The organism is Mycobacterium branderi (assembly GCF_010728725.1).
Lineage (GTDB): Bacteria > Actinomycetota > Actinomycetes > Mycobacteriales > Mycobacteriaceae > Mycobacterium > Mycobacterium branderi.
In genome coordinates, this window is the sequence record NZ_AP022606.1 from 1720717 (window position 1) to 1747485 (window position 26769).

General features: G+C 65.1%; 32 protein-coding genes and 1 tRNA gene. 19 read left to right on the forward strand and 14 right to left on the reverse strand.

All coding sequences use genetic code 11. The annotated features are described in order from the left end of the window. The first annotated feature begins 2 nt into the window (after nucleotides 1–2). From G6N47_RS08840 to G6N47_RS08850, 3 genes are read left to right on the forward strand one after another with little or no spacing between them, the layout of a single operon-like run. Complete coding sequence (locus tag G6N47_RS08840) at nucleotides 3–692, forward strand: ABC transporter permease (RefSeq protein WP_083133592.1); 690 nt, start codon at nucleotides 3–5, stop codon at nucleotides 690–692. After that, nucleotides 689–1435 (forward strand): ABC transporter permease, encoded by a 747-nt coding sequence (locus G6N47_RS08845; RefSeq protein WP_083133593.1) that lies wholly within the window; start codon nucleotides 689–691, stop codon nucleotides 1433–1435. Before G6N47_RS08840 ends, G6N47_RS08845 begins: the two co-directional genes overlap by 4 nt. Before the next feature lie 25 nt (nucleotides 1436–1460). After that, nucleotides 1461–2021, forward strand: a complete 561-nt coding sequence (locus G6N47_RS08850; RefSeq protein ID WP_083133594.1) for a putative glycolipid-binding domain-containing protein — start codon at nucleotides 1461–1463, stop codon at nucleotides 2019–2021. On the opposite strand, the gene G6N47_RS08855 is transcribed toward G6N47_RS08850, so the two are convergent. Then, the gene (locus tag G6N47_RS08855) at nucleotides 1984–2928 is read right to left on the reverse strand and encodes a prephenate dehydrogenase (RefSeq protein WP_083133618.1); all 945 of its coding nucleotides are present in this window, start codon (nucleotides 2926–2928) and stop codon (nucleotides 1984–1986) included. The genes G6N47_RS08850 and G6N47_RS08855 overlap by 38 nt on opposite strands. A gap of 86 nt (nucleotides 2929–3014) precedes the next feature. Between G6N47_RS08855 and G6N47_RS08860 the strand changes: the two genes are divergently transcribed. From G6N47_RS08860 to G6N47_RS08870, 3 genes are all read left to right on the forward strand, one after another. Next, nucleotides 3015–3527, forward strand: coding sequence for a tRNA adenosine deaminase-associated protein (locus G6N47_RS08860; protein ID WP_083133595.1), 513 nt, complete (start codon nucleotides 3015–3017; stop codon nucleotides 3525–3527). A gap of 53 nt (nucleotides 3528–3580) precedes the next feature. Next, nucleotides 3581–4039, forward strand: a complete 459-nt coding sequence (locus G6N47_RS08865; RefSeq protein ID WP_083133619.1) for a nucleoside deaminase — start codon at nucleotides 3581–3583, stop codon at nucleotides 4037–4039. A 28-nt stretch (nucleotides 4040–4067) separates the two neighbouring features. Beyond that, a tRNA-Ser gene (locus G6N47_RS08870) sits at nucleotides 4068–4158 on the forward strand. Between the two features lie 37 nt (nucleotides 4159–4195). On the opposite strand, the gene G6N47_RS08875 is transcribed toward G6N47_RS08870, so the two are convergent. Together G6N47_RS08875 and G6N47_RS29290 are read right to left on the reverse strand one after the other, a co-directional pair. Continuing rightward, the gene (locus G6N47_RS08875) at nucleotides 4196–5308 is read right to left on the reverse strand and encodes a tyrosine-type recombinase/integrase (protein ID WP_083133596.1); all 1113 of its coding nucleotides are present in this window, start codon (nucleotides 5306–5308) and stop codon (nucleotides 4196–4198) included. Further along, nucleotides 5295–5780 carry a helix-turn-helix domain-containing protein gene (locus G6N47_RS29290; protein ID WP_179966372.1) on the reverse strand — a complete coding sequence of 162 codons (486 nt, stop codon included), beginning with the start codon at nucleotides 5778–5780 and terminating at the stop codon, nucleotides 5295–5297. Before G6N47_RS29290 ends, G6N47_RS08875 begins: the two co-directional genes overlap by 14 nt. A gap of 104 nt (nucleotides 5781–5884) precedes the next feature. Between G6N47_RS29290 and G6N47_RS08885 the strand changes: the two genes are divergently transcribed. The 5 genes from G6N47_RS08885 (at nucleotide 5885) to G6N47_RS08900 (ending at nucleotide 7871) form a co-directional block, all read left to right on the forward strand. Then, complete coding sequence (locus G6N47_RS08885; protein ID WP_083133597.1) at nucleotides 5885–6124, forward strand: helix-turn-helix transcriptional regulator; 240 nt, start codon at nucleotides 5885–5887, stop codon at nucleotides 6122–6124. 59 nt (nucleotides 6125–6183) lie between these two features. Further along, nucleotides 6184–6393, forward strand: coding sequence for a DUF6011 domain-containing protein (locus G6N47_RS30300; RefSeq protein WP_408633078.1), 210 nt, complete (start codon nucleotides 6184–6186; stop codon nucleotides 6391–6393). Then, the gene (locus tag G6N47_RS08890; RefSeq protein WP_083133598.1) at nucleotides 6390–6707 is read left to right on the forward strand and encodes a DUF2742 domain-containing protein; all 318 of its coding nucleotides are present in this window, start codon (nucleotides 6390–6392) and stop codon (nucleotides 6705–6707) included. Before G6N47_RS30300 ends, G6N47_RS08890 begins: the two co-directional genes overlap by 4 nt. A gap of 703 nt (nucleotides 6708–7410) precedes the next feature. Continuing rightward, nucleotides 7411–7599 carry a hypothetical protein gene (locus G6N47_RS08895; RefSeq protein WP_083133599.1) on the forward strand — a complete coding sequence of 63 codons (189 nt, stop codon included), beginning with the start codon at nucleotides 7411–7413 and terminating at the stop codon, nucleotides 7597–7599. Nucleotides 7600–7661: 62 nt separating this feature from the next. Beyond that, complete coding sequence (locus tag G6N47_RS08900; protein ID WP_083133600.1) at nucleotides 7662–7871, forward strand: hypothetical protein; 210 nt, start codon at nucleotides 7662–7664, stop codon at nucleotides 7869–7871. A 640-nt stretch (nucleotides 7872–8511) separates the two neighbouring features. Here G6N47_RS08900 and G6N47_RS08905 read toward each other — a convergent pair. From G6N47_RS08905 to G6N47_RS08920, 4 genes are all read right to left on the reverse strand, one after another. Beyond that, complete coding sequence (locus G6N47_RS08905) at nucleotides 8512–8850, reverse strand: hypothetical protein (protein WP_083133602.1); 339 nt, start codon at nucleotides 8848–8850, stop codon at nucleotides 8512–8514. Nucleotides 8851–9541: 691 nt separating this feature from the next. Then, nucleotides 9542–10750, reverse strand: coding sequence for an IS481 family transposase (locus G6N47_RS08910; RefSeq protein WP_332108290.1), 1209 nt, complete (start codon nucleotides 10748–10750; stop codon nucleotides 9542–9544). Between the two features lie 115 nt (nucleotides 10751–10865). Continuing rightward, nucleotides 10866–11447, reverse strand: coding sequence for a serine hydrolase (locus tag G6N47_RS08915; RefSeq protein ID WP_083133604.1), 582 nt, complete (start codon nucleotides 11445–11447; stop codon nucleotides 10866–10868). A 176-nt stretch (nucleotides 11448–11623) separates the two neighbouring features. Continuing rightward, complete coding sequence (locus G6N47_RS08920) at nucleotides 11624–12376, reverse strand: Rv3717 family N-acetylmuramoyl-L-alanine amidase (protein ID WP_083133605.1); 753 nt, start codon at nucleotides 12374–12376, stop codon at nucleotides 11624–11626. A 97-nt stretch (nucleotides 12377–12473) separates the two neighbouring features. Here G6N47_RS08920 and G6N47_RS08925 point away from each other — a divergent pair, with 97 nt between their 5' ends. The 4 genes from G6N47_RS08925 to G6N47_RS08940 all read left to right on the forward strand — a co-directional run bounded on the left by G6N47_RS08925 (nucleotide 12474) and on the right by G6N47_RS08940 (nucleotide 16586). Next, nucleotides 12474–13760 carry a DUF7159 family protein gene (locus G6N47_RS08925; RefSeq protein WP_276036951.1) on the forward strand — a complete coding sequence of 429 codons (1287 nt, stop codon included), beginning with the start codon at nucleotides 12474–12476 and terminating at the stop codon, nucleotides 13758–13760. Between the two features lie 67 nt (nucleotides 13761–13827). After that, complete coding sequence (locus tag G6N47_RS08930) at nucleotides 13828–15189, forward strand: WS/DGAT/MGAT family O-acyltransferase (RefSeq protein ID WP_083134457.1); 1362 nt, start codon at nucleotides 13828–13830, stop codon at nucleotides 15187–15189. 5 nt (nucleotides 15190–15194) lie between these two features. Beyond that, nucleotides 15195–15659 carry an NUDIX domain-containing protein gene (locus tag G6N47_RS08935; RefSeq protein WP_083134458.1) on the forward strand — a complete coding sequence of 155 codons (465 nt, stop codon included), beginning with the start codon at nucleotides 15195–15197 and terminating at the stop codon, nucleotides 15657–15659. 21 nt (nucleotides 15660–15680) lie between these two features. After that, complete coding sequence (locus G6N47_RS08940; RefSeq protein ID WP_083134459.1) at nucleotides 15681–16586, forward strand: haloalkane dehalogenase; 906 nt, start codon at nucleotides 15681–15683, stop codon at nucleotides 16584–16586. A gap of 73 nt (nucleotides 16587–16659) precedes the next feature. Here G6N47_RS08940 and G6N47_RS08945 read toward each other — a convergent pair whose 3' ends face one another. Then, a complete protein-coding gene (locus tag G6N47_RS08945) occupies nucleotides 16660–17028 on the reverse strand; it encodes a hypothetical protein (RefSeq protein WP_083134460.1) in 369 nt (122 codons plus the stop codon). Between the two features lie 29 nt (nucleotides 17029–17057). Between G6N47_RS08945 and G6N47_RS08950 the strand changes: the two genes are divergently transcribed. Beyond that, nucleotides 17058–18026 (forward strand): NAD(P)H-dependent flavin oxidoreductase, encoded by a 969-nt coding sequence (locus tag G6N47_RS08950; RefSeq protein WP_264007124.1) that lies wholly within the window; start codon nucleotides 17058–17060, stop codon nucleotides 18024–18026. Here G6N47_RS08950 and G6N47_RS08955 read toward each other — a convergent pair. Further along, entirely contained in the window at nucleotides 18012–19082 is a 1071-nt protein-coding gene (locus G6N47_RS08955) for an ATP-dependent DNA ligase (RefSeq protein ID WP_083134462.1), read from the reverse strand. The two genes, G6N47_RS08950 and G6N47_RS08955, sit on opposite strands and share 15 nt — an antisense overlap. Before the next feature lie 24 nt (nucleotides 19083–19106). On the opposite strand from G6N47_RS08955, the gene G6N47_RS08960 reads away from it, so the two are divergent. Together G6N47_RS08960 and G6N47_RS29295 are read left to right on the forward strand one after the other, a co-directional pair. Next, the gene (locus tag G6N47_RS08960) at nucleotides 19107–20129 is read left to right on the forward strand and encodes a DNA polymerase domain-containing protein (protein ID WP_083134463.1); all 1023 of its coding nucleotides are present in this window, start codon (nucleotides 19107–19109) and stop codon (nucleotides 20127–20129) included. A gap of 73 nt (nucleotides 20130–20202) precedes the next feature. Next, nucleotides 20203–20577: a hypothetical protein gene (locus G6N47_RS29295; RefSeq protein WP_179966373.1), complete on the forward strand. Its 375-nt coding sequence runs from the start codon at nucleotides 20203–20205 to the stop codon at nucleotides 20575–20577. On the opposite strand, the gene G6N47_RS08970 is transcribed toward G6N47_RS29295, so the two are convergent. Both G6N47_RS08970 and G6N47_RS08975 read right to left on the reverse strand, forming a co-directional pair. Beyond that, on the reverse strand, nucleotides 20505–21359 hold the full coding sequence (locus G6N47_RS08970) for a phytanoyl-CoA dioxygenase family protein (RefSeq protein WP_083134464.1): 855 nt from the start codon (nucleotides 21357–21359) through the stop codon (nucleotides 20505–20507). The two genes, G6N47_RS29295 and G6N47_RS08970, sit on opposite strands and share 73 nt — an antisense overlap. Continuing rightward, nucleotides 21356–21982 (reverse strand): cutinase family protein, encoded by a 627-nt coding sequence (locus G6N47_RS08975; protein WP_139799727.1) that lies wholly within the window; start codon nucleotides 21980–21982, stop codon nucleotides 21356–21358. Before G6N47_RS08975 ends, G6N47_RS08970 begins: the two co-directional genes overlap by 4 nt. 102 nt (nucleotides 21983–22084) lie before the next feature. Here G6N47_RS08975 and G6N47_RS08980 point away from each other — a divergent pair, with 102 nt between their 5' ends. Next, nucleotides 22085–22534, forward strand: a complete 450-nt coding sequence (locus G6N47_RS08980; RefSeq protein WP_083134509.1) for a DUF5078 domain-containing protein — start codon at nucleotides 22085–22087, stop codon at nucleotides 22532–22534. Nucleotides 22535–22544: 10 nt separating this feature from the next. On the opposite strand, the gene G6N47_RS08985 is transcribed toward G6N47_RS08980, so the two are convergent. Genes G6N47_RS08985 through G6N47_RS08995 form a run of 3 tightly spaced genes read right to left on the reverse strand, consistent with a single transcriptional unit; the run spans nucleotide 22545 to nucleotide 26578 of the window. Beyond that, on the reverse strand, nucleotides 22545–23228 hold the full coding sequence (locus G6N47_RS08985; RefSeq protein ID WP_139799728.1) for a TetR family transcriptional regulator: 684 nt from the start codon (nucleotides 23226–23228) through the stop codon (nucleotides 22545–22547). A gap of 12 nt (nucleotides 23229–23240) precedes the next feature. Beyond that, nucleotides 23241–26153, reverse strand: a complete 2913-nt coding sequence (locus tag G6N47_RS08990; protein WP_083134467.1) for an MMPL/RND family transporter — start codon at nucleotides 26151–26153, stop codon at nucleotides 23241–23243. Further along, nucleotides 26150–26578, reverse strand: coding sequence for an MmpS family transport accessory protein (locus G6N47_RS08995; protein WP_083134468.1), 429 nt, complete (start codon nucleotides 26576–26578; stop codon nucleotides 26150–26152). Before G6N47_RS08995 ends, G6N47_RS08990 begins: the two co-directional genes overlap by 4 nt. Between the last annotated feature and the right edge of the window lie 191 nt (nucleotides 26579–26769).

The window sequence follows — 26769 nt, forward strand, 5'->3', positions numbered from 1 at the left end:
CCGTGCACTATCTGCTCACTCACCTGCCGGCGGCGTGGATGTTGACGGTGATTCACCTGCGGCTGTCGCTGGTGCCGGTCCTGCTCGGGCTGGCGATCGCGCTGCCGCTGGGTGTGGCGGTGCACCGCCGACCTACGTTGCGGCGGCTGACCACCGTGACTGCCAGCGTCGTGTTCACCATCCCGTCGCTGGCGCTGTTCGTGGTTTTGCCGCTGCTCATCCCGACCCGCATCCTCGACGAGGCGAATGTCGTTGTCGCGCTGACGCTTTACACCGCGGCGCTGCTGGTGCGGGCGGTATTCGAGGCGCTGGACGCCGTGCCGCAGCAGGTGCGCGACGCCGCTGCCGCCGTCGGCTACCGGCCGATCACCCGGATGCTGAAAGTCGAACTGCCGCTGGCTATTCCTGTGCTGGTAGCCGGCCTGCGGGTCGTGGTGGTGACCAATATCTCGATGGTCTCGGTGGGCGCGGTGATCGGCATCGGCGGGCTGGGTACCTGGTTCACCGAGGGCTATCAGGCCGACAAGAGTGACCAAGTGGTGGCCGGCATCGTCGCGATCTTCGGGCTGGCCATCGTGATCGACCTGCTGATTATGCTGGCCGGCCGGCTGGCCACACCGTGGCAGCGGGCCTCGCGGATGAGCCGGCCGATCCGGCCCCTGAGAGCGCCGATCGTCGGCGGCGCGCGATGAACTTTCTCACGCAGGCACTGTCCTACCTGTTGACCGCCGCCAACTGGACGGGTCCGGCGGGTTTGGCGGTAAGGACAGCGGAGCATCTGGAGTACACCGCGCTGGCGGTTGCGGTCTCGGCGCTGATCGCAATCCCGATCGGGCTGGTCATCGGGCACACCGGTCGCGGCGCCCTGGTTGTGGTCACCGCGGTCAACGGGCTGCGCGCGCTGCCCACCCTGGGCGTGCTGTTGTTGGCGGTGCTGATTTGGGGTTTGGGCTTGGGGCCGCCGATCGTCGCGTTGATGCTGCTGGGCATCCCGCCGCTGCTGGCCGGGACCTACGCCGGGGTGTCCAACGTCGATCGGAAGGTTGTCGACGCCGCCCGCTCGATGGGCATGACCGAGCTGCGGGTGTTGCTGCGCGTCGAGGTGCCCAACGCGCTGCCGCTGATCATCGGCGGGCTGCGCACAGCGACCCTGCAGGTGGTGGCCACCGCGACGGTGGCGGCCTACGCCAGTCTGGGCGGGCTGGGCCGCTACCTCATCGACGGCATCAAGGTGCGCCAGTTCCATATCGCGCTGGTCGGCGCGCTGCTGGTGGCCGCTTTGGCGCTGATCCTTGATGCCGCATCGGCGTTCGCGGTGTGGGTGTCGGCGCCGGGGACCGGCCGCATGCAACGGTTGTTGCCAACCCGACGGCCAGGCTGTGCGACCGACGACCCGGTCGCCTACGGTATAGCGCGTGAGCCCAGCCCCTCGTGATGCGACGGCGAGCGCTTGGCCGGCGATGCTGACCTGGCGTGCGCCCGACTGCTATCGCATGGAATCGGTGCGAGTCCAGTTGTCGGGCAATCGAATCAAGGCCAACGGCCGCATTGTCGCCGCTGCCACCGACGCTCAGCCGGCGTTCGGGGCCTATTACGACCTGCAGACCGATGAGACCGGCGCCACCAAACGATTCGGGTTGACGGTGACACTGGCCGAGCGGGAACGCCAGCTCTCCATCGCCCGCGACGAGGAGAACATGTGGCTGGTCACCGACCACAGCGGGGAGTCGCGGGCCGCCTTCGACGGTGCTCTGGACGTCGACCTGGTGTTCAGCCCCTTCTTCAATACGTTGCCGATCCGCCGCCACGGCTTGCACGAGCGGTCCGATTCGATCATCGTGCCCGTGATCTACCTGGGCCTGCCCGAGATGTCCATCACGTCAGCAGTCGTCACCTACAGCAACGCGAGTTCGGCCAGCATCGGCGAGGTCAAGGTGAAATCGCCGGTGTCCGACACCACTCTGCTGGTCGACGCGGACGGCTTCATCGTGGACTATCCAGGCTTGGCAGAGCGGATCTGATCACTCCGCCGGCCCGGCCCTGGGCGGCAAGCTCCTCGCGCCAGTTCTCCTCACCGATGAAGATGGTGACGATCTCCGGCCGCGAAAAGCTGTCGTAGCGGGTGCGTGCGGCGTGCCCGGCTTCGACCAGCTCGGCCACAGAATTGTTCTGCGCCAGCGACTCTCGGGCGTTGGTGAGCAATTCGATGAACCGATCGACCGCGGGCAGAACCTGGCCGGCGTTGGCTTCGCACATCGCGCGCACCAGATCAGGTGCGGTGACCGCCACCCTGGTGCCGTCGCGGAACGACCCGGCCGCCAGCGCGAAGGCCAGCGGGACCTCGGCGGCGGTGACGGCCAGCGACTCGGCGAGCAGGTGCGGCAGATGCGAAATCGCGGCCGCGGCGGCGTCGTGCTCGTCGGAGCGTGCCGGCACCACAACCGAGCCGCAGTCCAGCGCCAACGTCATCACCAGCGTCCACACCGCGGGGTCGACGTGATCGTCGACGCTGACCACCCAGGGGGCGCCGCTGAACAACCTGACATGTCCGGCCGCCCAACCCGAGTGCGCGGTTCCGGTCATCGGATGGCCGCCGACAAAGCGATCCCGCAAACCGGCGGCGGTGACTTCGTCGAGCACGGCGCTTTTGACGCTGGTGACATCGGTGAGCGGACAGTCCGGGGCCAATTCGGCGATGTGCGAGAGCAGCGACGGCAAGGCCGGCATCGGGACGGCGAGCACAATCAACGCGCCCGCTTCGGCGGCGCGGGTCAGGGCCTCGCTGAGATCGGTGGTGGCGTCGAAGCCGTCGAAGCGGGCCGCCTGGACACCCTCGACGGAGCGGTTGTAGCCGAAGACCTCGTAATCGGCCGCGGCGGCGGCCCGCATGATCGAGCCGCCGATCAGCCCCAGCCCAAGTACGCACACCGGTGTCTTTGCCACACCTCAAGGTTGGCACATTTCGCGGCAAGTTCGCTGGTCAAGCGGCGCCGTCAGGGACTACCGTTGCGCGCATGGCACCAGAGCGGGCCTCTGCGCAGGCGGACGCGCCGGACGGGTTCGGCGTTGCCGTCGTGCGCGAAGACGGCAAGTGGCGCTGCGCTCCGATGCGCCGCAAGGCGTTGACCAGTCTGGCCGCCGCCGAGACCGAGCTGCGCGAGTTACGCAGCGCCGGGGCTGTTTTCGGGTTGCTCGACGTCGACGACGAATTCTTCGTCATCCTGCGCCCAGCGCCGTCGGGAACGCGGATGCTGCTCTCGGACGCCACGGCGGCCCTCGACTACGACATTGCCGCCGAAGTGCTGGAGAACCTCGACGCGGACATCGATCCGGAGGATTTGGAGGACGCCGAGCCGTTCGAGGAGGGTGACCTTGGGCTTTTGTCCGACATCGGGCTGCCCGAGGCGGTGCTCGGCGTGATCCTCGACGAGACCGACCTGTACGCCGACGAGCAGCTGGGCCGCATCGCGCGGGAAATGGGCTTCGCCGAGGAACTGTCGGCGGTGCTCGACCGCCTCGGTCGGTGATCGCAAGCGCGGCGGAGCCGGGCGCGGCGGGTCGCCGCCATGAGCCTCGGTCGGTGATCTCCGACGAAGAGCTGATCCGCGCCGCACTGGCGGTCGCTGCCACCGCGGGACCGCGCGACGTTCCAGTGGGGGCGGTGATCGTCGGGCCCGACGGCGCCGAGTTGGCCCGCGCGGTGAACGCCCGGGAGGCCCTCGGCGATCCCACGGCGCACGCGGAAATCCTGGCGATGCGCGCCGCAGCGTCTGTGCTCGGCGACGGGTGGCGGCTGGAGGGTGCGACGCTGGCGGTCACCGTCGAGCCGTGCACGATGTGCGCCGGCGCGCTGGTGATGGCGCGGGTGGGGCGGCTGGTGTTCGGAGCGTGGGAGCCCAAGACCGGCGCGGTCGGCTCGCTGTGGGACGTGGTGCGTGACCGGCGCCTCAACCACCGCCCTGAGGTGCGCGGCGGGGTGCTGGCCGACGAGTGCGCGGCGCTGCTGGAGGACTTCTTCGCCCGGCAGCGATTGGGGTGAGCCGGGGCGCTTGGGTAAGCTGTCCGGCGGTGGCGTGTCCGAGCGGCCTAAGGAGCACGCCTCGAAAGCGTGTGACGGGTAACCCCCGTCCGAGGGTTCAAATCCCTCCGCCACCGCCAAAGCTCTTCGCCTGTTCTAGCAGGTGACTGGCTCATTTCAGGCCCCCGCTGCATCCGCTGGGCGCGGTTTGGGCACGGAATGGGCACACTTCAAATCAAGTGCCTCGGCCACGGCGTCGAGATCGGTATCGAACAGGTCCGCGTAGGTGTCCAGGGTGACCTTTGCCGACTTGTGCCCGAGCATCCGCGACAAGGCCAACACGTTCACGCCGGAGCTGATCGAGATCGAGGCGCAGGTGTGCCTCAAGTCGTGGGGCGTGATGGTCTGCACCTTGGCACGCTTCACGGCCCCGGCGAACCACCCGTCCACCGACTTCGGCCGCGGCAGATATGTCGTGCCGTCACCGAACACGAGATCGTCGAGCTTGCGACCCTCGCACTGCACCGCCAGTTGATCGAGCACGAACTGAGGGACCGGGACCGACCGCTCCTTGCGTCCCTTCGTCTGTCCTACGGCGTGGTCAACTCCGAGCTGCACGGCATTGTCATGGACGCTGAGCCGACGACGGAGGAACTGGACGTCGCGCACACGAAGGGCAACCGCCTCGCCCCAGCGGATTCCGGTGTACGCGAGCGTGAGCACCAGGGCGCGGTGGTGGCCAGACTCGGCTGCCAATCTCGCGACGTCCTCGATCGTGAGGTAGACGCGCCGCTTGCCGCTCTTGTTCGGCAAGTTCTCGACACCCCTGCTGGGATTCACAGCGAGCCGACGCGACTTCACCGCATCGTCGAGGATGCCGGCGAGCACGCCGTAGGCCCTTACCACGGTGGTCGACCCGGACCCTTTGCGCATCTTCGCTATCCATTGCTCGACCGCGGCGAGGTCGACATCCGCGACACGGGTTGCACCCCATGCCGGCTTGACGTGGATGCGCCAAGCGGATTCGAGCGTCCTGTAGTTCGACGGAGCCACGTCGGATTCTTTGCGCGACAACCATGCTGGTGCTAGCTCGCCGACGGTGATCATTCCGAGACTCGGCGCCACGTACTGGCCTGTCATCTTCTCGACTTCGACCGTGTTCGCGAACTCCTGAGCGTCGCGCTTCGTCTTGAAGCCACGCTTCTTCGTTTGCGTGCGCTGTGGGGTCCGGTAGCGCACCATGTACCGCTTTGCGCCAGTTGATGTTTCGTAGGACTCAATCGTCGCCATCGGATGCCTCCGTCGACCACAGCCGGGGATCTCCTGGGCCTGGATCCCACTCAGGTCGGGAATCTACCCAGAACCCCCGTCGTGGGCGCGTGTAGCCGGGAAGCGGTTCGTCTGCCTTCAGCCACAGCCACAGCCTGCCCGCCGTGACTTCCTCGCCGGGCGCGGCCACCGGATCGTCCGATTGGTCGGCGCCGGGCATTCCTGGCAGTAGCAAGCTGATTGGTGAAACTCCAAGCACCGCAGCCAAAGCCATCAGGTCATCGACGTCTACGCGCCGATCGCCCGCTTCGATGCGGCGGAGCCCCAGCTCGGGTATCGGCCGTCCGATCTCGTCGAGCATACGGGCGAGCTTGATGTAGCCAAGGTTCCTGCCCTCTCGCAAGCGCTGGAGATTGGCTCGCACGGTCTCGCCCGTCGGGCCGAGGGGATTCCTCTTATCTGGCGTCATTCTGTGAGTATGCACGATCATCATGATCGTTGTCCATGTCGTCTTGACATTTCTCCGGATTCACTCATGATGAAGAGGAAGTCTGTCGTGTCGTTATATGACACGATCATCATGATAGGAGTAAGCAGGTGGACGACATCATCCCCGCTTCGGAGATGAAGAACCTATTTCCCGGCACGACCGATCAGACCTGGGCGGCGAAACGACACCGCGGCAACGGCCCGGTTTTCATCCGACTGGGTGGCCACGACGGCCGCCGGATCTATTACCGGCGCGCCGACATTGAGGCGTGGCTCGAAGAGAGCCGCTTCACTCGCACTGATCGCGCAGCCGCGCCCGCCGCACGGCCCCCGCAGGACGCCGCATGAAAACACGAAAAAGGCCGGCCCCACCACAGAACCGGCCCTCTCGCAACAACACCAGTGACATGCAGTTTACCGTCCCCTGGCACCAGGAGCCGCACGAACCGCTGACGCCCGAGGATCGCGCCGACATTGACGTGTTGATCGCCGCAGCCGAACGCGGATTCCGCCTGGCCACGCGGTGCACTCGCTGCAATCAATGGCTTGTGGCTCCAGTGTCTGTCCGAACTCATCTCGGGCCTGTGTGCCGTAGCAAGATCGGTGGTCAGCGGTGAAAGCGATTCAATCGCAACAGGTGTCGTGGTGGTCGGTGTATGAGTACGCGCAACCGTTCCTGAGAATCGTTGGCTCCTGGCCTACGGTTGGCACTCCCGAGTGGTGCGCGCTCGAGGGCGGCCCCGTAAAGCTCGCGGCACTGTACGAAGCTGCCCAGCATTGGGCGCTGCGGCTTGAAACCTGCCAAGAACAACGCATAGAGGCGAGCCGGGCGATCGCAGGGCCGCATCGCATCTCCTGTGCCACCTGGGGGCCAGAAGAAGAAGGCGAAATCACCGCGAAACGGCGGCACCCTGACCTTCTCGGCCACTAGGGCGAGCACCACCTACACGTGGGGCGGCATCATCGTCCCGCTCATGCCTGTATGAGATCGGGACGCCCGAGGGTGTCCACGGTAACCAATACGCCGGGCCGCGCTGTTCAGTCATTGCGTCGCCGGGATCAAAGCTAGTCACCAATTTTGCCTGTCGCAGCACTTCCACCGCCGTACGCTCCAGCCATGGTCACGCGCATTTATCTCGCCCTCGTCCTCGCGCTCACGGCGATCGTGAGTGCCGGTTGCACAGTGCCCGCGGGCTGTTACGGGCAGCTCGGGTGCGGCTTTTGACCTGAGTGGATCGGCCACGGCTGTCTTCAATCGAATTTCGACCGAGATGGATCGAAAAAAAGCGAAACCAAATTGAGGCGGATCAAAACGACGCCGGAACCCGTCTGCGCGGGAAGTTCCCTGGATGCGGGTCGCGATGAGGGCTCTCCCAAAAAACCGGGCTCTCCGGGGTGGGTTGGTGTGGAAAAAACGCGTTGGATAGACGGGCCACGGTTGCAGGCGTCGCCCATGGTGGCCATCCAAAAAGGCGGCCGGCTCTTGGCGTGGTCAGTGTTCACGGTGGCAGCTAGCGAGGTCAGGCCCGGGGGTCGAGTCACAGGATGTTCGCAGCGTCATTTGAGGCCAAGGTGTCGTCCGTCAGCAGTACCGTCGACGGCGCACTACCGACGATGACGATTAGGGGTTTCCAATGCCAACTGCTGGCATCAACGAGAAGAGCGCCGCAGCGAAGGCGCTGTACAACCAGGTGGCGAAAGAGGTTGAAGAGCTTGTCTCGAAGAACCCCGACGACCAGGGGTATCGGTTGCAGGAGCTCGAGAAGATCGCCCGGATTTACGCGCTTGTCGCGGAGGCACCGGTCATCCGCAGCTCCCAGTAAGCGCGCGGTGCTGCCCCAGACGGTGCAAACGTGCATAATTGAGGCGGGGAAAGGAGGCGACGATGACAAGCTTGATTGACGATGTTCAGATAGTCGACATCGAGCGTGACCAGGCGTTCAAGCGCTTCGACCAAGTCTGTCAGCGCGAGCTCCACATCTCCGGGCACGAGTTTGTCGAGAACTACCTCAACGGTGCTTACCGGGGTGTGGACGTCGACTCTGTTCAGGGACTGTCCAAAGTCCTGTCCATCCTTCCCTTCGCCGGCATTTAGCGGCCCGGCAGAAAGCTTGTGGCTGGCAGGAACGTTGGCGACGCCGTCGCCAACTACCGCGCTGATCTGCAACGCGCTTTTCGCTGTCTCAATGCCTTCGTTCGAGTCGACTTCCTGGCACCGGACCATTCGATCGGTGCGAAGTGCTCCTGGCTCCTGCTCGGCCCTGGCGAATACGTCGGGATTGAGTTGCCGGGGTGCCCTGGGACGCGTTTTGAGGCTTCGCAGACCTTGGAGATCGTCGAGTGCGACCCAGCGAAGTACGGCGGAAGAGTTCGCCTGACGACGCGGAGCTATGACTATTCGGTTGGAGAGCCAGGCAAGGGCGAGTTGTGGGCCATGCACTGGCACCCAGATTCGCAGGAGAGCGATGTCGACTACCCGCATATTCATCTCCGGCGGCTCTTTGGCCCGGGTGCACACCTAGCGACGAGCCGTTTGCTAGTGGAGCATGCGATTCACTGGGCGATAGAGGGCGGCGCCACTCCCCGCTATGAGTCCGGAAAATGGCAGACGGAGTTACAGGAGACCATCTTGAACCATATGGGCGAGAGCACCTGGTCTGTATCAAGGCGTAGCGAGTAGCAATCGGGCCGTCCCAGGAGAGTGGGAGCGGCCCGATCAACTGCTAAGACGCCGGCTATGCCGATTCGGTTCCGGCGAATCTGTCGACCTCATCGGCTGCGGCAATCAGCGCAGCCGCCAGCTTCCGGGCCGCATCGGGCGGCATGGCGTCATCAGAGCCGCCATAGACCAAAATCCCGGATTCCTCGATGCCACCGTTGGCCGACTGCGCCCCGCGGGTGATTACCTCAACCGTCTGGCCGTGCTCCAATTCCACCGTGTGTGTAGGTCCGTAGAACAAGCGGAAGGCCTGCGGTGTCAACGCGTCTCCCCATTCCTCGACTACGACCGCGCCGACTGGTGCGGCAACGTTTCCCATCACTGCGTCGGCCAAATGTCGCCAGCCCGTGCTCATCGTGCCCACCCGCCATTGCACCGCGCGTCGGCTGCCACCAGGAGGGCTATTAGTCGGCGCAGCTCGTCGGTGGTCAGGTCTTCCAGACCAACTCGATCCGTGATGCCCGCCGAAATTCGCAGCAGCTGCTCACGTGTGAGCCACTGCCGCTCTTCGGCCGTGTCGCGGAGATCTGGTCTGTCGTCACGGAGCAATGCGTGAACAGTCATTGTCTTGCATGCCGAGCACTTGATGGTGCGGGTCATGCGCCAACCGCGAGGGTCGTCGGGGTTCTCATAGCTGCGCCCGGCGTCGTTTCGCCGGGACCAGCGCGCGGCGGTAGTGCGTAGGTTTCCGCATTCGCAGCAGAGTGCCCGGACACGAGTAATGTCTGGCATGTCGAATCTCCTTATCCAGATTTCGGCCATTCCCCGGGGCTGTTAGCGCAGCCGCCGGGGCCTTCCGCATTTTGCGGGAAGCCTTTTGCGATGCATGGCTCTATCGCGGGGGATCGTCTGGCGGACCCACTGCGCGCGGGCACATAATGGGCACATCTGGGCACAAAACCAGGCAATCCCAACGAATTACGTTCAATGTCATTTCGCAGCTCAAAGGCGGGTCGGCTTCGTGACCTGAGCCAGAAGGAGGGTTCAAATCCCTCCGCCACCGCCACTGTGATGTCTCAAGACATCGGAATAGTCCGAACCCTCGTTTAGGGTTTGGGCTTTTTTGTTGGTCGGCCGGTGGGCGCGCCGCGGGGTTGATAGTCGCGGGTGGGGTCCAGTGTTAGCTGGCGTAGGAGTGCGCCGGTGGCGGCGTTGATGATGCGGATGTTGAGGTCCTGGACGAGGATGAGGACGCGGGTGCCGGCGTGGGTTCGTCCGAGTCCGATGTGATGTAGGCGCCCGGCGTGGCGCAGGGTGAGTTTTCCGAATTGGTCGATGCGGTCGGTGCGTACCCGGTTGTGGGTGTCGATCGGTGTTGCTGGGTTGGCTTTTGGCCGGGCGGTGTAGGCGGTGGCGGGGGTGGTGTGATGAGGCAGGGAGCGGTGTGGTCGGCGGTGGTTGTATTCGTCGAGGAAGGTATCGAGCTGGGTTTGTAGTTCGGCGGTGGTGGTGGCGCGGGGTTGGTTGGTGAGCCATTTTTTGAGGGTCTGGTGGAAGCGTTCGACTTTGCCGCAGGTGGTGGGGTGGTTGGGAGTGGAGTTGATTTGGGCGACACCGAGTCGACGGAGTTCGTTTTCGAAGGCGTTGCGTCCGCCTTTGCCGCCGGCGAGGTGGGTGGTGAAGACCATGCCGTTGTCATTCAGGGTCGAGTACGGAATGCCGTGGGTGGCACAGGCTTTGCGGAATGTGTCGCGGACGATGAGTCCGGTGACGCGGTAGTGGGCGGTGAGCGAGAGCGCAAAGCGGGCATGGTCGTCGAGCCAGTCGAGGATCTCCACGTGAGTGTCATCGGCTAGCCACCAGTGGGTGAAGTCGCCTTGCCAGCGCTCGTTGGGTTGTTCGGCGGCAAAGCGGATGTAGGAGGATTTGGGCCGTTTTTGCGGTTGCGGTTCGATCAGCCCGGCCGCGCGTAGATGGCGGTGGATCGAGGCGGGCGAAACGGTCAGCGCAGGGTGGTGTTCTAGGTGCCAGGCGATGGTGTGCGCGCCGTTATCGAGGCCTTTGCTGGCCAATGTGTTGCGCAGTTCGATGATCACGTCGATGGTGTTCTGCGCGAGCCGTTGCGGGCTGGTGTGCGGCCGCCGCGAGCGCGGTTCGAACGCGGCCTCGCCCTCAAGGTGGTAGCGGGCCACCAGTCGGCTGACCCAGCTCTGGGAAACCCCATAATCGCCGGCCACGTCAGATTGGCTACGGCCTTCGATGACAACAGCGGTGATGACTAGACGAGCCTTCGACACCAGCTGACGCTGGGCCACACACTTATGCCAATGTCTTGCGACACGCTATGCGGATGTCCTGAAACCAGACACCTCCGCCACCGCCACATTTTTCTCGCCATCAGCTGCATGGCGTGAACAGCCGGCGTCGAACTCAGCGATCGCACTTTCCGGCGGGCAGGTCACCCAGGTGCTGCGCCAGCCAATTGGCGATCGCTGTGAGATCGTGTGTGCCGTCGGCAAACGAGCCGGAGGCGGGTTGGGCGGCCAACGCGACTGCCGTCATCCCGGTCGGGGTGGTGAGTAATCCGATTTGCCGTACCAGGTAATCGCCGGACGGCGATGGCCCCCAGCCACCTTTGAACCGGGTTCCGGGAATGACCCCAATGCCCCAACGCTGGTGGTCTGCGATGTCGTTCATCAGCGCGAAGATCGGCGCGTTTCGGCTGTCGCAGAACGCAATCGCAGTAAACCGGGCCTGTTCGGCGAGTGGCCACTCGGTCTGGCCGAATGCGGTGAACTCGGCACGTATCCTGTGGGACTGGACAATCGTCGGGTCGCCGCTTTCCCTCAGCACTGCTTCGACTTTGCGCGCTGCGGTAACCGGATCACCCAAACTCTGCCAAAGCGCTTCGGCCGCCGCATTGTCAGATTGCGTGATAGCGGCGATCATTGCATCGGTTACTTTGGGCCGGTCCAATTCCCGTAGCGCAGCGATCGCGACAGGAACCTTCATCGTCGACCAGGCCGGTCCACTTTGCCAGTGTCCCAACATCATTGGCGTCTCTAGCGATCCAACCACGCTCACCGCTAGTCCGATCGTCGCGTCCAGCCTCGTTTCCAACTGTGCGAAATCGGCAGTAAGCGCTGCTGCGTTGGAGCGTTGATCCATTTGCCGTCGATCCAGAGCGTCTAGCTTGCCGCCGGCGCACCAGCCAGGTACGTGACTATGCCCTGCGTGACTGCGGTCGCGTATCGTGCTCGTCCCTCAGGACTTTCCATCTCAGCGGCATCCGCCGGATTCCTCATGTTGCCGAGCTCGACCAGCACCGCCGGGTACTGGGCGAGGTTCAAGCCGGCGAGATCTGCCCGCCCGTAGAGACCGTCCGAGCCGATGTATGTGGACCTCGTCAGGCCCGACGCGGTTAGCGAGTCGCGCATGGTGTTCGCCAACCGCATTGCTGGACCAGCCTGTGCGTCGTTCAGCGGTGGGCTCGAGTAGTTCACGTGAAAACCGCGGCCCGTCGGCGGTCCGCCGTCGGCGTGGATACTGATGATCGCGTCCGGATGCATCGCGTTTGCCGCCGCGGCGCGTTGATCGATGCAGGGCGCCAGTCCACTGTCGTTATCGCGTGACAACGCTGTTCGTACCCCCATCTGGGTCAGTTCGCCGCCGATGCGTTGCACGACGTCCCAGTTGAAGCTGTGCTCCGCGTAGCCGTTGCTCGTGGCGGCGCCCGTCGTTTCGCAGTTTTTCGTACCTCCCCGACCGTTGGGGACCTGCCGGGTGATCGAAGCGTCGTTCGCGCCGTTGTGGCCGGGGTCCAGGAAGACCGTCATTCCAGCGAGGTTGGGGGCCGCAGACGCGATTGGCGTCTCGATGGTTGAACCCGTGCAACAAAGTACCGACAGGACAAGTGTGCCAACTGCGACTGCGCGCGGCATCGCGACAGAGTAGCAGCCGTTGCGCCGGCGAGTAGGGTCGAAGCATCGGGGTAAACGGGGGGCCAGCGGCGGCACACCGCTTGGAGGAACTGTGGACATGGTGCTCGGGGTATCAATGGCGCCCGCCACTGTCCGCATGGTGCTGGTCGAGGGCGAAAACGCGGACGGCAGCACCGTCGACGAGGACAACTTCGCGATCCCTGAGGACCACGACACCCCCACCCTTAACGCCGCCGCCGATCAGGTGCTCGCGGCGATCCTCGGCACCCGCGAAAGCGCGGCCGAGGGCGGCCACCGGCTGGCCTCGACGGGCGTGACCTGGACCGATCCCGTTGAAGCAAGCGCGCTGCGGGATGTGCTGGCCGCCCGCAAGGTGGAGAACGTCATGTTGGTGTCGGCGTTCCTGGCCGCCGCCGCGCTGGCCCAGACGGTCGGCTCCGCGCTCGGCTACGCGCACACCGGATTGCTGTTCATCGAGCCGGAGACCGCGACACTGGCCGTGGTCGACTCCGCCGATGGATCCGTCGCCGACGTGCGCCGCGAGATCCTGCCCGACGATGACACCGAGGCCGTAGCCAGGATCACCGCGCTGACGTCGACTGCCGACGGACTGCCGTCGCGTCCGCAGGGTCTGTTTGTCGTCGGCTCCGGCGTCGACGTCGCGATGATCAAGTCGGAGCTGGAGGCCGCCACGTCGCTTGCGGTGAGCGCAGCCGAGGAGCCTGAGACCGCGCTGGCCCGCGGCGCGGCACTGGCGTCGGCGCACGCACCGCTCTTCGAGTCCTCGACCGCCGCCGTGGCCTACGCGCAGGATCCGGGCACGGGTCTGGCGCCCGACGCCCAGGCTGCCGACGCCGGCCAGCCGCTCGCATACAGCGCCGACCCGGTCGACGAAGCCGAGGAACTCGACTTCGACGCCGAGCACGAGCACGCCGAGCGCAAGCCGTTCCTGGTGGCGCTCGGAGTGCTGACGATCTTCGTCGTCGGTGTTGCCGCACTGGCGATTGCGCTTGCGCTCGACATCCGGCCGCATGTCAACCAGCGGCCCAACCTGGGCCAAAGTGTCGTCGTCCCAACCAAACAGGCGCCGCCACCCCAGCCGGCGCCACCGCCCCAAGCGCCCCCGCCCGCGGCTCCCGCACCCGCCCCGGCCGCTCCGGCGCCAGCACCCGCGCCCGCAGCCCCGCCCCCGCCGCCCGCGCTTCCGCCGCCGCCGGCATTGCCGGCCCCTCAACTCCCGGCGCCTCAGCTGCCGGGGCCGGGCATTCCGGGCCCGAACCTTCCCGGTCCAAAGATTCCTGGCCCTGGGCTTCCCGGTCTTCCCCACGGGGGCGGTCCGCACGTTCCCGGACTACCGGGTATCCCAGGCATACCCGGCCTGTAAACCCTTGGGCCAGTTGCTATTTGCCCGATCCGGGCGATGAGTTTGCCGGCCACGGTTTAATGGTTCGATGGAGCTCATAACGCCCACCGATTCGATCTTTCTGCTCACGGAAACCCGTGAGCACCCCATGCACGTCGGTGGCCTGCAACTGTTCGAGCCGCCGGAGGGCGCCGGACCAGACTTCGCCAGGGAGACCTACGAAGCCCTGGTCGCCGTCAGGGATTTCCAGCCCACATTCCGCAAGCGCCCCGCCCGGATGTTCGGTGGCATTGCCAACCTCGGCTGGGCCTACGACGACGAGAACGACATCGACGTCGACTACCATCTTCGGCGCTCGGCCTTACCGCAACCGGGGCGGGTCCGCGACCTGCTCGAGCTGAGCTCCCTGCTGCACGGCAGCCTGCTCGACCGCCACCGCCCGTTGTGGGAGGGCCACTTCGTGGAGGGGCTGAATGACGGCCGATTCGCCTTGTACACCAAGTTCCACCATGCCCTGATCGACGGCGTCTCGGCGCTCAAGCTGATGCAGCGCGCGCTGTCCACCGACCCCCACGACACGGAGCTGCGCGCAATCTGGAATCTGCCTCGGCGGCGTCGTCACCCGGCCAGCCGATCGCGGTGGCAGGCACTCACGCAGTTGGCGGGATCGGTTGCCGCCCTTGGCCCTTCGACGTGGACACTGGCCCGCGCGGCGCTGTTCGAACAACAACTGACGCTGCCGTTCGCCGCGCCGCGCACCATGCTCAACGTTCGCATCGGCGGCGCGCGCCGGGTTGCGGCGCAATCGTATTCACTGGACCGCGTCAAAAGCATCAAGCAGGCCGCCGGGGTGACCGTCAACGACGTCGTGCTCGCGATGTGCGCCGGCGCGCTGCGCCACTACCTCGCGGACCAGAATGCCTTGCCGGACACGCCACTGGTCGCGATGGTTCCGATCAGCCTGCGCAAAGAGGACGAGGCCGACAGCGGCGGCAACATGGTCGGCACCATCCTGTGCAACCTGGGCACGCACGTCGACGATCCGGCCAACCGGTTGCAGACGATCAACGACTCGATGCGCCGCAACAAGAAGGTGTTCTCCGAACTGCCTCGGCTTCAGGCCCTGGCGTTGTCGGCGTTCATGATGGCGCCGTTGGCGCTCGCCGTGGTGCCGGGCTTTGTCTCGTCGGCGCCGCCGCCGTTCAACATCGTGATCTCCAACGTGCCGGGGCCGACACAGCCGATGTACTGGCGGGGCGCCCGGCTCGACGGTAACTATCCGCTGTCGATCGCACTCGACGGGCAGGCGCTGAACATCACCGTGGTCAACAACGCCGGCAACCTCGACTTCGGCCTGGTCGGGTGCCGTCGCAGCGTGCCGCATTTGCAGCGGCTGCTCGGGCATCTGGAGAACTCGCTCAAAGATTTGGAACGCGCGGTCGGGGTGTAATCGGCATGCCCAAGCTCAGTGCGGGGCTGCTGCTGTATCGGGTGCGCGACGGTGTCGTCGAAGTGTTGATCGGACATCCGGGCGGCCCGTTTTGGGCCCGCAAGGACGAGGGCGCGTGGTCCATCCCAAAAGGCGAGTACGTCGAGGGCGACGATCCGTGGGTTGCCGCACAACGCGAATTCGAAGAAGAACTCGGGCTGCAGGTGCCGGCCGGGCCGCGCATCGACTTCGATCCGCTCAAACAGCCCAGCGGCAAAGTGATCACTGCGTTCGCGGTGGAAGGCGATCTCGACGTCACCGACGCGCACAGCAACACCTTCGAACTGGAATGGCCCAAAGGTTCGGGGACCATCAAGGAGTTTCCCGAGATCGACCGGGTCGGCTGGTTTCCGGTTGAGCAGGCCAGAGTCAAGCTGCTCAAGGGCCAGCGCCCATTCCTGGACCTGCTGATGTCGGCCCTGGCCGACTGAACTAGCGGTAAGTTCACCGTCATGCAAACATTGCGGACACCCGACGAGCGGTTCGCGGATCTTCCTGAATTCCCTTACCCCCCAAACTATTCCGATATTCCCGACGGCGAGGGCGGCACGCTGCGGATGGCCTGGGTGCAAGACGGCCCCGACGACGCCGACCCGATACTCATGCTGCACGGCGAACCGTCGTGGTCGTTTCTGTACCGCAAGATGATTCCGGTGCTGGCCGGGGCCGGGCACCGGGTGGTCTGCCCGGACCTGGTCGGGTTCGGTCGTTCCGACAAACCGACCCGGCACGAGGACCACACCTATGCTCGCCACGTCGAGTGGGTGCGCAGCCTGGTTTTCGACGTGCTGGATTTGCGACGGGTGACGCTGGTCGGTCAGGACTGGGGCGGGTTGATCGGGCTGCGGCTGGCCGCCGAGCATCCGGACCGGTTCAGCCGGATCGTGGTCGCCAATACCGGCCTGCCGACCGGCGATATCCCGATGCCCGAAATCTGGTGGAAGTTCCGCGAGGCGATCCAGGGTCTGCCGACGCTGGACATCGGCCGGTTCGTCCAGTCCGGATGCCGCCAGGCGATGAGCGAGGCGGTGCGGGCGGCGTACGACGCGCCGTTTCCCGACGACTCGTATTGCGCCGCGCCGCGGGCGATGCCCGGGCTGGTGCCCACCTCACCCGACGACCCCGCCGCCCCGGCCAACCGATCGGCCTGGGCCACGCTGTGCGAAAGCACGACGCCGATGCTGGTGGCCTTCAGCGACGGCGATCCGATCACCGGCGCGATGGCCCCCATCTTCCAGCGCCAGATGCGGGGCGCGCAGGGCATCGACCACCCAGTGGTGCACGATGCGGGGCACTTCTTGCAGGAGGATGCCGGCGAAGAGCTGGCCGGCTACATCGTCGACTTTCTGCGTAGGTAATCGTCGCCGAATGGCCAGTTATTGCACGCTTTTCGCAAAATCGCGTGTCATAAGTGGCCGCTCGACGCTCGCGCTAATTGCGCTCCCACGGCGGGGTTTCGTCCATCTTCCTGTAGTACTTCGCCAGATGGCTCTTAACCCGATCGACGTCGGATTCGGGCAGATCGATGCCGCCGCGTGCGCCGTCCATGATCGCGCCCGCGATCATCACACCGCGCGGCACCACCTTGAGCTTGCCGCCGATCACGTCGGCGATCAGCAGCTTGTACGCGGTGAAGTTGTCCTTGTTGGCGCTGTCGTACCAGACGTGCGCGTCGCGGTACTTCTGATTCGGTTTGTCCTGCGCGTCGGCCCACTTACGGACGCGCTTCTCGGCGGCGCCGCCGTCCCATTTGCGGTCGCGGTCGGCCAACGGCAGGTCTTTGAACGCTGTCACTGACATGTCAGTCGCGTGCCCGATTGCGGTGCAGGATAAACACTGTGGCGATAGCAACCTCGTTGACCCAAATGTTCGGCATCGAGCATCCGATCGTGTCCGCGCCGATGGATGTGGTCGCCGGTGGTGAGCTGGCCGCCGCCGTCAGCGGCGCGGGAGGGCTCGGTCTGATCGGCGGCGGGTACGGCGATCAGGATTGGTTGGCTCGTCAGTTCGACCTCGCCGCTCGGTCGCGGATCGGCTGCGGATTCATCACCTGGTCGTTAGCGCAGCAACCGCACCTGCTCGGTCTCGCTCTGGACCGTGACCCGGTGGCGGTCATGCTGTCGTTCGGTGATCCCGCTCCGTTTGCCGACACGATCAAGTCGGCCGGGGCGCGGCTGATCTGCCAAATTCAAAACCGCGCCCATGCTGAACGGGCTCTGCAGGTCGGTGCCGACGTGCTGGTGGCCCAGGGCAGCGAGGCCGGCGGACACGGCTACGGGCCGCGCTCCACTCTGACCCTGGTGCCCGAGATCGTGGACCTCGTCGCCGCTCAAGGTGCTGATACCCCGGTGCTCGCCGCGGGAGGAATCGCCGATGGTCGCGGTCTGGCCGCCGCCTTGATGCTCGGCGCGGCCGGGGTATTGGTCGGCACGCGCTTCTATGCCACCCGCGAAGCGCTGTCCACGCCACAAGCTCGAGATCGACTTGTCGCGGCGACCGGCGATGACATCTGCCGCACCACGATCTACGACCAGCTGCGGCGCTACCCCTGGCCGCAAGGGCACACCCTGAGCGTGCTCCGCAACAGGCTGACCGACCGGTTCGAGGCCGGCGAAGTCGACATGCCTCGCATCGAGGAGTATCAGCGAGCCATCGCCGCGCACGACTACACGATCGCCAACGTCACCGTCGGTCAAGCCGTCGGCTTGGTCAACGCCGCCGCATCGGCCGCGGACGTCGTTACCGGCATGGCGCAGGAGGCTGTCACCGCGCTGACCCGCGCATCAGGCGTGACCTAGCCCGGGCACGATGTCGCCCAGGCTGAAGGTGAGCGGACGCTCCAGTTGGGCGTAGGTGCACGAACGCGGGTCGCGATCCGGGCGCCAGCGTTTGAATTGTGCTGTGTGGCGGAATCTTTCGCCTTCCATGTAGTCGTAGCGGACCTCGACCACACGCTCGGGCCGTAGCGGTACGAAGGAGAGGTCCTTGCCGGCGTTCCAGCGAGAGAATTCGTTCTTACGTGGGGTGCGTTGGCCTGCTTCGTGAGCGGCCCAGTTCCACGGGTGACCGTCGAATGTGGTGACGAGCGGCTGCAATTCGCTGAACAGGCGGCGCCGCTCGGCCATCGGGAAGGCGCCGATCACCCCGACCGAGGCGAGGGTGCCGTCGTCCTTGTAGAGGCCGAGCAGCAGCGAGCCGATCGCATTCTCACCGGACTTGTGCACTCGGTAGCCGGCTACCACGCAGTCGGCGGTGCGTTCGTGTTTGACCTTGAACATCACGCGCTTGTCCGGCTGATAGGTGATGCTCAGCGGCTTGGCGATGAGCCCGTCGAGGCCGGCACCCTCGAATTCGTCGAACCAGCGTTGGGCCGTCGTCAGGTCGGTGGTCGCCGGGGTGAGGTGGATCGACGGGCCGGAGTCGGCCAACGCGTCGACCAGCGCGGTGCGACGCTCGTGAAATGGCCGGCCGGTGTAGTCGTCGTCGCCGAGAGCGAGCAAATCGAAGGCGATGAACGACGCCGGCGTCTTCTCGGCGAGCATGCGCACCCGCGAATCGGCCGGGTGGATGCGCTGTTGCAGCGCCTCGAAATCCAAGCCGTGGTCGGTGGCGATGATGATCTCCCCGTCGATCACGCACTGCTCGGGCAACTCGGCTTTGATCGCTGCGACGAGTTCGGGGAAGTAGCGGGTCATCGGCCGCTCGTTGCGGCTGCCGAGCTCGACGTGGTCGCCGTCGCGGAAGCATATCGACCTGAACCCGTCCCACTTGGGCTCATAAGAGGCGTCGGGCGGGATCGATGCGACCGGTTTGGCAAGCATCGGCGAAACCGGCGGCATGACAGGCAGGTCCATGGACTCATTGTGCTGGAATCAGGTATGGCTGCGGCAGCAGAAGAACTCGACGTCGACGGGGTCACGGTCCGGCTGACCAATCCGGACAAGGTGTACTACCCGAGGCTGGGCTCGTCCGGTACCAAACGCAAACTCGTCGAGTACTACCTGGCGGTGTCGCGGGGACCGATGCTCTCCGCACTGCGCGACCGGCCCACGCATCTACAACGATTTCCCGACGGCATCGACGGCGAGGAGATCTACCAGAAGCGGATTCCGCAACATCATCCCGACTACCTGCAGACCTGCCGCGTCACTTTTCCGTCAGGACGGACCGCCGACGCGCTGAAGGTGACGCATCCGTCGTCGATCGTGTGGGCCGCTCAGATGGGCACCGTCACACTGCACCCGTGGCAGGTGCGCTGCCCCGACACCGAACACCCCGACGAGCTGCGCATCGACCTGGATCCGCAGCCGGGCACCGGGTTCAAGGAGGCCAGCGCGATCGCGGTCGACGTGCTCAAGCCGCTGCTAGACGAACTCGGCCTCATCGGGTATCCGAAGACCTCGGGCGGTCGCGGCGTGCATGTGTTTCTGCGGATCGCGACGGACTGGGACTTCATTGCGGTGCGCCGGGCGGGGATCGCGCTGGCGCGGGAGGTGGAGCGGCGTGCGCCCGATGCGGTGACGACGTCGTGGTGGAAGGAAGAACGCGGCACGCGGGTCTTCATCGACTTCAATCAGAACGCACGTGACCGCACGTTCGCCTCGGCGTACTCGGCGCGCAAGACGCCGATCGCGACGGTGTCGACACCGCTGACGTGGGACGAGCTGGCCGGCGCGGATCCGGACGACTACACGATTGCGACGGTGCCGAAATTCGTTGCGGGACGCGATGATCCGTGGGCGGACATCGATTCGGTCAAGCAGTCGATTGCGCCGCTGCTGGACATGGTCGCCGCCGACGAGCAACGCGGCCTCGGCGATCTGCCCTACCCGCCGAACTATCCGAAGATGCCGGGCGAGCCGAAAAGGGTTCAGCCGAGCAAGGACACGGATCGAAAGTGATAGTTGTCGGAGGGTCAACGCATACTTCCGGGAGCCGTCATCAAACTATGACGGCCGCGCAAGGAGTAGTGGTATGGCCGCAGACGAGCCTTGGTGGGCCAACGATCCTGAGCTGGCCGAGATCCGCCGCCGGTCGCTAGCGGAGTTCGAGCGCGAGCTCAACCAGCGGGAGCCGTTGCCGCCTACTGCGCCTGATGCCGTGGTCGCGGACATTCTCAGCGGTGACAGCGTGCGTGAACTCGCCGATGCCCGCGACGCCCTGAAACGTGCGCGGGCCCGCTACGAGCAAGCGGTCCTGGCCGGCCGTGCCGTCGGACTGTCCTGGGGCGAGATAGGCAGAATACTCGGGGTGCCCAAGCAACTGCTGCACCGTCGTTACCGCTCGTCTAATACCCGCAACGGGTGCAGGCCGTCGACCGCGCCGATGAACGGCGGGTGGATGCTGTAGCCGAGCATGCGGCGAATGTCGTCGGAGACCGTTCGGGCGATCTCGCGCGGGACCGAGAGCAGGTAGGCCTCCATCGGGCGCAGCCACGGCTGGCAGTACTGGGCGGTGACGGCAAGGCGGTCGCGGCTGCTGGTGTTGGCGCCGCCGCCGTGCCACAGCGTGCCGACGAAGAAGACGCACGAGCCGGCGGGCATGACGACAGCCATCGCGGGGTCGTCGCGGCCGGGCCGGCGCTTGCCCCAGCGATGGCTGCCGGGGATCAGCACGGTAGCGCCGTTGTCGGCGGTGAAATCGTCGATCGCCCAGATCGTCGCGGCGGCCAACGGTGCCCGTGGCCGCGGAACGGGATAGAACCCGTCGTCGTGGTGGAGCAGCTGCGCGGACTCGCCGGGCTGAATATTGATGGCCTGCAACGCCGAGAGCAGGTAGTTGGGCATCAGCAACCGGTCGAGCACCGCCAGCACCCGCGGATGGTCGACAAGCCGGTCGCACACCCGCGTCCTGCTCAGCAGGCTGTAGATGCGCTGGGTGCGACGGCCCTCGAATGAATTGCGCCCGGTGTGGCCCAGCCACGGGCGGACCACCTCGCGGATCTGTTCGCACTCCTCGGTGCTGAGCAGGTTTTCCCACACGAGGTAGCCGTCGCGGTCGAGGGCCGCCCAGTCGGCGTCGACGATCGCCGGGTCGACCGAACTCCCACCGGTGGGTGTCCACTTGTAGCGCTGCGCCAGATCGCCCCGCAGGTCCTCCAGCGTTGTGGCGGACGGGTCGTCGTCGGTCATAGTCTCTCCGCAGCAAATACCGCGGCCTGATCGATCAGGTCCGATCCCACGTAGGATACGTGCGCGATCGGGTTGTTGCCCTCGGAGCAGATGGAATCGTCGGGAACGCAGAAGTCCATCGTTTTCGGCTGGTAGGCCGGGCTGATCACCGGCAGCGGGCCGCCCCACGAGTTGCTTGCGTAGGTGCTGGCCGGCCGCCCGAACAGGACCACCGCGGCCACGTGGCCGGCCGCCGCCGGCGGCAGCATCCCGGTGGTTGCAGTGGCGACTCCGGCGCCCTGCGAATACCCGCCGAGCACCGTCTTGGTGGTCGGGCAGGTGGCAACCATGTCGCGGACATGGGCACTCGCGTCGTCGGCACCCACCGACGCGCTCTCCGCGTAGTTGGGGGTCGCCGGATAGTTGACCGGATACACCGCGACCGATCGCCCGGGAAGGTGCGAGCTGAGCGAGTCGACGAACGCTTGACCGACCCCGCCGGGCCCGGGTGGTTCGCCCGTACCGCGAGCGAACACCACCTCGACGTCGGGGCACGGCGGGTCGGCGGAAGCGAATGGAATGTCGACGACGGCGGCCCACCCCGCCATCGCCACTATGGCTCCAAGGATGCGAGTGACTCTCATTGCCAAATGCTCACATATCGTCGGGTACGGCCGGGAGCCGATATCAATCGTAAGAACAACTAACCATGGCCGTGACAAGAGCGTTATAGTAGCCGCATGCGTCTGTCTCGCCTTAGCCCTGGTGTCCGCGCCGGTGTTGCAGCCCTCGCCCTGGGCGCCGCGGCAACAGCGTTCGCCGGCACCGCCCGCGCCGACTCCACCGAGGATTACCCGATCCCACGGCGGATGATCAACACCACCTGCACCGCCGAGCAAATACTCGCGGCCGCAAGGGATTACGCGCCCGTGTACTACGAGCGCTACATGAACGACTACCACAATCACCAGAATTTCCACCAGACCGTCCAAGACAAGGCGCACTGGTTCTTCTCGTTGTCGCCCGCGGAGCGCCGGGACTACTCGGAGCACTTGTACGACGACCAGAGAGACCCGATGACGCTGTCGTGGGTCAACAACTTCAAGATCTTCTTCAACAACAAGGGCGTCGTCGCCAAGGAAACCGACCACTGCGCGGAGTACCCGCCCGGTGACATGTCGGTGTGGGACTGGTAAGCCTGCGCCCCTAGTCCGATTGGGCGATGAGTCCCAGACACGTCGCGGTGAGCAACCGGGTCAGCGAAGACGCGAAGTCGATGTTCCAGTCGGGCGGCACATCCACTTCTTCGGCGTAGGCCTCCCGCAGCCCGTCCGGTGGGTGGGCGATCTGCCACAACGGCGCCGCCAGCGAGTACGCGGCGAGCAGCACGTCGAAGGCGCCGGAGCGTCCCAGCGTGGGCAACGCCTGCTCTATCGCATCCGCGAGCGAGATCACCGCGGAGTTACTGGCCTTCCTGACCTCGATCACCCGGTCCAGGTCCACTTCATGCTCGAGATGAAGGTGCAGGTTGGCCAGCAGATCGCAAAACAGCGGGTCGGCCGCCAGCCCAGTGGCCAACGTTTCGGCGACTCGCGATGGCGACATCGGACCGGGCTGCTGCAGCCCGTCGCACACACTGTCCGACCATCGAACCCAGCCTTCGGCGGCGAGGTGCAGCAGCACCTCCTTGTGTGAGGTGAAGTAGCGGCGCACCGCCGAATAGTGGATCCCGGCGCGGCTGGCTATTTCGGTCAGCGTCACGGACGCGACGCCGACCTCCAGCGCCAGCGAGCGAGCGGCTTCGACGAGCGCTGCCGCACGCTGGCGTTTCTTCTCTTCCGTCCGGGCGCGCTGGAACGTCAGTTGCGCCACTGGCGGAGAATAACGCACATCGCGTGATTTTCAGCGCGAATCGGTCGTCAGCAACTCACGCACCACAGGTCGCGGGGGATACGGCCGCAGCAAAGCGCTGGCCGGCCTCGGACGCACCTTCTGCGGCCACCAGAACCACCGGCCGAGCAGCGCGGCGATCGCCGGCGTCATGAACGAGCGCACGATCAGCGTGTCGAACAGCAGACCCAACCCGATCGTGGTCCCGACCTGCCCGATGACCCTCAGATCACTGACCACCATGGCCATCATCGTGAATGCGAACACCAGACCCGCCGAGGTGACAACGGATCCGCTGCCGCCCATCGACCGGATGATGCCGGTCTTCAGCCCGGCGTGGATCTCCTCCTTGAACCGAGCCACCAACAGCAGGTTGTAGTCCGACCCCACGGCCAGCAGGATGATCACCGACATCGCCAGCACCATCCAGTGCACGTCGAGCCCGACGATGTGCTGCCAGATCAACACCGACAGCCCGAAGGCGCTGCCCAGCGAGAGCAACACTGTGCCGACGATGACCGCGGCGCCGATGATGCTTCGCGTAATCACCAGCATCACAATGAAAATCAGGCACAGCGAAGCTATTCCGGCGATCAGCAGGTCATACATCGAGCCCGTGGACATGTCTTTATAGATGGCCGCGGTGCCACCCAGGTAGACCTTGGAGCCCTCCAACGGCGTGCCCTTGATGGCCTCGTGCACGGCGTGCTTGATCGGCTCGACGTGCGAAATGCCTTCGGGCGACGCGGGATCGCCCTCGTGCGAAATGATCATCCGGACCGCGTGACCGTCCGGTGATAAGAACATCTTCAAGCCGCGCTTGAAGTCAGGGTTGTCGAAGGCCTCAGGCGGCAGATAGAACGAGTCGTCGTTCTTGGCGTCGTCGAACGCGTGACCCATCGCCGACTGGTTGTCCATCATCGCCTGCATCTGATGCTGCAGCCCGCCCATGGTCTGCTGCATCGTCAGCATCATGGTCTTCATGACCTGCATCGTTTCGATCATGGGCGGCATGATCGTCAGCATCTGCGGCATCAGGGTGTCCAGCCGGTCCATGTCGGGCATCAGATTCTGGATGTCGTCGGTCATGATGTCGACGCCGTCGAGCGCGTCGAAAACCGAGCGCAGTGACCAGCAGATTGGGATGTCGAAGCAGTGCTTCTCCCAGTAGAAGTAGCTGCGGATCGGCCGCCACATGTCTTCGAAATCCGCCATGTGCTGGCGCAAATCCTGGATGTGGCCCTCCATTTCGTGCATCTTGCCGACCATGCTGTGTGTGGTGTCCGCCATCTGCCTGGTGATGTCGAGCATCTTTTCCATGTTTTCGATGGTCTTTTGCATTTCGGCGGCCTGCACCAGCATGTCGTCCATCCGGTCCAGCATGTATTTCATGTTCAGTTGCTGGGTGGTGCCCTGCATGCTGATCATGAACGGGATCGTCGTGTGATTGATCGGGGTGCCCTGCGGCCGGGTAATGGCCTGCACACGCCCGATGCCCGACGTCCGGAAAACCGCCTTGGCTACTTTGTCGATCACCAGGAAATCAGCGGGATTGCGCATATCGTGGTCGGTTTCGATGAGCAGCAATTCCGGGTTCATCCGGGCCTGTGAAAAATGCCGGTCCGCGGCGGCATATCCCACGTTTGCCGGGATGTCGGACGGCATGTAATTGCGGTTGTCGTAGCCGGGTCGGTAACTGGGCAGAGTGATCAGGCCGATGAGCGCGATCGCAACCGTGGCGGCCAGGACTGGCCCCGGCCAGCGCACGACCGCTGCGCCGATCTTCCGCCATCCGCGGATCCGCATCGCTCGTCTGGGCTCCAGCAAGCCGAAGTGACTTGCGACTGCGACGACGCCAGCGCCCAGCGTCAGCGCGGCAAAGACCACGACGAGCATGCCGATCGCCAAGGGGATTCCGAGCGACTGGAAGTAGGGCAGCCGGGTGAAGCGCAGGCAGAAGGTCGCGCCGGCGATGGTCAGACCAGAGCCGAGGATCACGTGGCCTGTCCCGCGGTACATCGTGTAGAACGCGGATTCGCGATCCTCGCCGTTGGTGCGGGCCTCCTGATAGCGGCCGAACAAGAAGATCGCATAGTCCGTCGCGGCGGCAATGGCCAGCATCACCAACAGGTTCACCGCGAACGTCGAGAGCCCAATGATGTTGTGGTAGCCCAAAAATGCCACCACGCCGCGGGCCGCGGCCAACTCCAGGAAGACCATCGTCATCACCAGCAGCACCGTGACGACGGACCGGTAGACGAACAGCAGCATCACGATGATCACCAGGAAGGTCAGCCCGGTGATGAGTTTCAGGCTGCGGTCGCCGGCGAGGTGCTGATCGGCCAGAAGCGGGGCCGCCCCAGTCGCGTAGACGTGTATGCCGGGCGGTGGCGGGTTGTGCTTGAGGATGTCCTGGACCGCCTCGACGGACTCGTTGGCCAGACTCTCGCCCTGGTTACCGGCGAGGTAGACCTGGACGTAGGCGGCTTTGCCGTCGGGGCTTTGCGATCCGGCCGCGGTCAGCGGGTCGCTCCAGAAGTCCTGGACGTTTTCGACGTGCTTGGTGTCCGCCCGGAACTTCTTGATCAGGTCGTTGTAGTAGTTGTGTGCCGCGTCTCCGAGCGGCTGGTCACCTTCCAGCACGACCATCGCCGAGCTGTCGGACTTGAACTCGTGGAATACCTGACCTACGCGCTTCATCGCGATCATCGACGGCGCGTCTTTGGGGCTCATCGACACCGTGCGCATCTGGCCGACCACATCCAGTTGCGGCACAACGACATTCAGGATGACCGTGACCGCCACCCAAGCGATGATGATCGGCACTGCCAGTCGGCGAATCCAGCGCGGCAGCCGCTCGCGGACCGCCTGGACGGGGACCGGCATGGCGTCGGTGGGTGCGTCGGTCGGGGGGTAGATGCTCATCCGGATTTCACCAAGCAGAAGGTCTGGGCGTTCACGCCGTTGGAGATCCTTTCGTCTTTGACGACGCCGTCGACGCTGATGCGGCAGCCGATCGTGTCGCCGTCGCCCTGAGCCACGATGTTGGGGCTCACCGCGGGGTCGGTGGTCGACAACTTCAGCGACCACGGCAACGACGCACCGTCCACGCGCTGCGGTGTGGCGTTGAGGTCCAGGTAGTTGATGTCGGCCATTGCGCCGTTCTGGCCCCAGATCTCGTAGATCACCACTTTGGGGTTAAACGGCTTGGTGTCTTCGTACTTGATCGAATTGCCTCCCGCGTTGCCCGCGCCGAAGTACCCGTGAACCCGGTACACCGCGAACACACCGACGGCGACGACCACCACGACAACGAGCGGCAACCAGGTGCGTTTGAGAAGCGCATACATCGATAACCTCGTTACCCTCTGATGCGCAACGGCTCGGACAGTGTCATGCCTGCTTCCATCCTTAACGGGGGCGAAGAAGCTCAACTAATTAGCTTATGTGTAACCTTAGCTACTCTAATCGGAAGTTGCGATTCACGGAAACCGGGTAGGGAGGCGACTCGATGCGCTGGTCGAACAGTCGAATTGGTGGC